Origin of the sequence: Streptomyces varsoviensis (assembly GCF_000718635.1) — a bacterium.
Taxonomy (GTDB): Bacteria; Actinomycetota; Actinomycetes; order Streptomycetales; family Streptomycetaceae; genus Streptomyces; species Streptomyces varsoviensis.
The window spans coordinates 1-1,971 of the sequence record NZ_JOBF01000060.1 but is presented as its reverse complement, the minus strand read 5'-3'; the positions used below and the strand labels follow the sequence as shown (position 1 = coordinate 1,971).

Below are 1,971 nucleotides of genomic sequence, written 5' to 3'. Positions count from 1 at the left end.
CCTGGTCACCAAGCGTGCCGTGGCGTATGAGGGCGCGACGATGGAGTGGGTGGACGGGAACATCGGCTCCAAGGTGACGATGAAGTACCCGGCCGTCTATCTGATGGGCGAGCACGCGAAGGGCGAGACGCTGTCGATCGCGTTCTCGGGTGAGGGCCAGCACCAGGACGCGGGCGCGAAGATGGTGCACATGGCGCCGCACACGTCCTCGAACATCGTCTCGAAGTCGGTGGCGCGCGGCGGGGGCCGTACGTCGTACCGCGGGTTGATCGAGATCGGTGAGGGTGCGCACGGTTCGAAGTCGAATGTTTTGTGTGACGCGCGGGTTCGTCGAGCCGATCGCGCGGGAGCTGCCGATGGAGTACGCGCTGGAACTCAACCGGCTGATCGAACTGCAGATGGAAGGCTCCGTCGGCTGAGCCGACCGACGCCCCGTCCGCCACCGAAGCAGTTTTCCGAGAAAGCGAGCAGTACGACAGTCATGGCCGACAACATCCCCGCCGGCGGCACCACGGCCGGATCGATCGAGGTGGGCACCACGACCGGTGGCACCCAGCTCGCCGGTCCGGGTACCGGCCGCACCTCCGCGCACCCGGTCGACGCGCGCGTCAGCGCGCCCGCGTCCTACGACGTGGCCGACTTCCCGGTGCCGCACGGCCGCGAGGAGGAGTGGCGCTTCACTCCCCTGGAGCGGCTGAAGGGCCTCCACGACGGCACCGCGCAAGCGGGCGGCACCGTGGCCGTCACCGTCGAGGCGCCCTCCGGCGTGGCGGTGGAGACCGTGGACCGCCACGACCCCCGGGTCGGCGCGGCCGGCAAGCCCGTGGACCGCGTGGCCGCCCAGGCCTACTCCGCCTTCGAGAAGGCGTCCGTCGTCTCCGTGCCCAAGGAGACGGTGCTCGACGAGCCGGTCCGCATCGCCGTGCACGGCGAGGGCGGCACCTCCTTCGGCCACCTGGTCGTGGAGCTGGGCCCGCTCGCCGAGGCCCTCGTCGTCATCGACCACACCGGCGACGCCACCCTCGCCGCCAACGTCGAGTACCTGATCGGCGACGGCGCCAAGCTCACCGTCGTCTCCGTACAGGACTGGGACGACAAGGCCGTCCACGTCGCCCAGCACACCGCGCTGGTCGGCCGCGACGCCTCCTTCAAGTCCGTCGTCGTCACCTTCGGCGGCGACGTGGTGCGGCTGCACCCGCGGATCGTCTACGGCGGCCCCGGCGGCGAGGCCGAGCTGTTCGGCCTGTACTTCACCGACGACGGCCAGCACCAGGAGCACCGCCTCTTCGTCGACCACGACGCCCCGCACTGCCGCTCCAACGTCACGTCTTCTACCTGATGGCGCGCGGCATCCCGGCCGACGAGGCCCGCCGCCTGGTCGTCCGCGGCTTCTTCGCCGAACTCGTCCAGAAGATCGGCCTCCCCGACGTCGAGGAGCGCCTGCTCGCCAAGATCGACGCCGAGCTGGAGGCGTCCGTCGCATGAGCGCCGACACGTTCGTCCGCGTAGCCGCCCTCGGCGACCTCGAAGAGGACACGCCGAAGCGGGTGGAGATCGACGGCACGCCGGTCTCCGTCATCCGCACGGAGGGCGAGGTGTTCGCGATCAACGACATCTGCTCGCACGCGAACGTCTCCCTCTCCGAGGGAGAGGTCGAGGACTGCTCCATCGAGTGCTGGCTGCACGGATCGAGCTTCGATCTGCGCACCGGTAAGCCGAATGGGCTGCCCGCGACGCGCCCCGTCCCCGTATACCCCGTCAAGATCGAAGGAGAGGGACCAGAAGCAACTGTGTTCGTCTCCGTCACCCAGGAGTCCTGAGTTCCCTATGGCAACGCTTGAAATCCATGACCTGCACGTGTCCGTCGAGGTTGACAATGGCACCAAGGAAATCCTGCGCGGCGTCGACCTGACGGTGCGGCAGGGCGAGACGCACGCCATCATGGGCCCCAACGGCTCCGGCAAGTCGACG

Annotated in this window: 2 protein-coding genes and 2 pseudogenes; all 4 read left to right on the top strand. The window is 69.1% G+C overall.

Translation table 11 applies throughout. The features are described 5' to 3' along the window. Positions 1 to 419: pseudogene (locus IF55_RS38050) on the top strand (SufD family Fe-S cluster assembly protein); the annotation flags it as partial. Between the two features lie 62 nt (positions 420 to 481). Next, positions 482 to 1,485 (top strand): annotated as a pseudogene (locus tag IF55_RS35565) (SufD family Fe-S cluster assembly protein). Next, complete coding sequence (locus IF55_RS35560) at positions 1,482 to 1,820, top strand: non-heme iron oxygenase ferredoxin subunit (protein WP_030893435.1); 339 nt, start codon at positions 1,482 to 1,484, stop codon at positions 1,818 to 1,820. The pseudogene IF55_RS35565 and the gene IF55_RS35560 overlap by 4 nt, the downstream one beginning before the upstream one ends. 7 nt (positions 1,821 to 1,827) lie before the next feature. Next, positions 1,828 to 1,971: ATP-binding cassette domain-containing protein (locus IF55_RS38045; protein ID WP_157854637.1), on the top strand; the 144-nt coding region annotated here is incomplete at its 3' end.

Excerpts from the sequence above, each read along its gene's own strand:
- IF55_RS35560 (WP_030893435.1), top strand. The coding sequence starts at position 1,482 with ATGAGCGCCGACACGTTCGTCCGCGTAGCCGCCCTCGGCGACCTCGAA.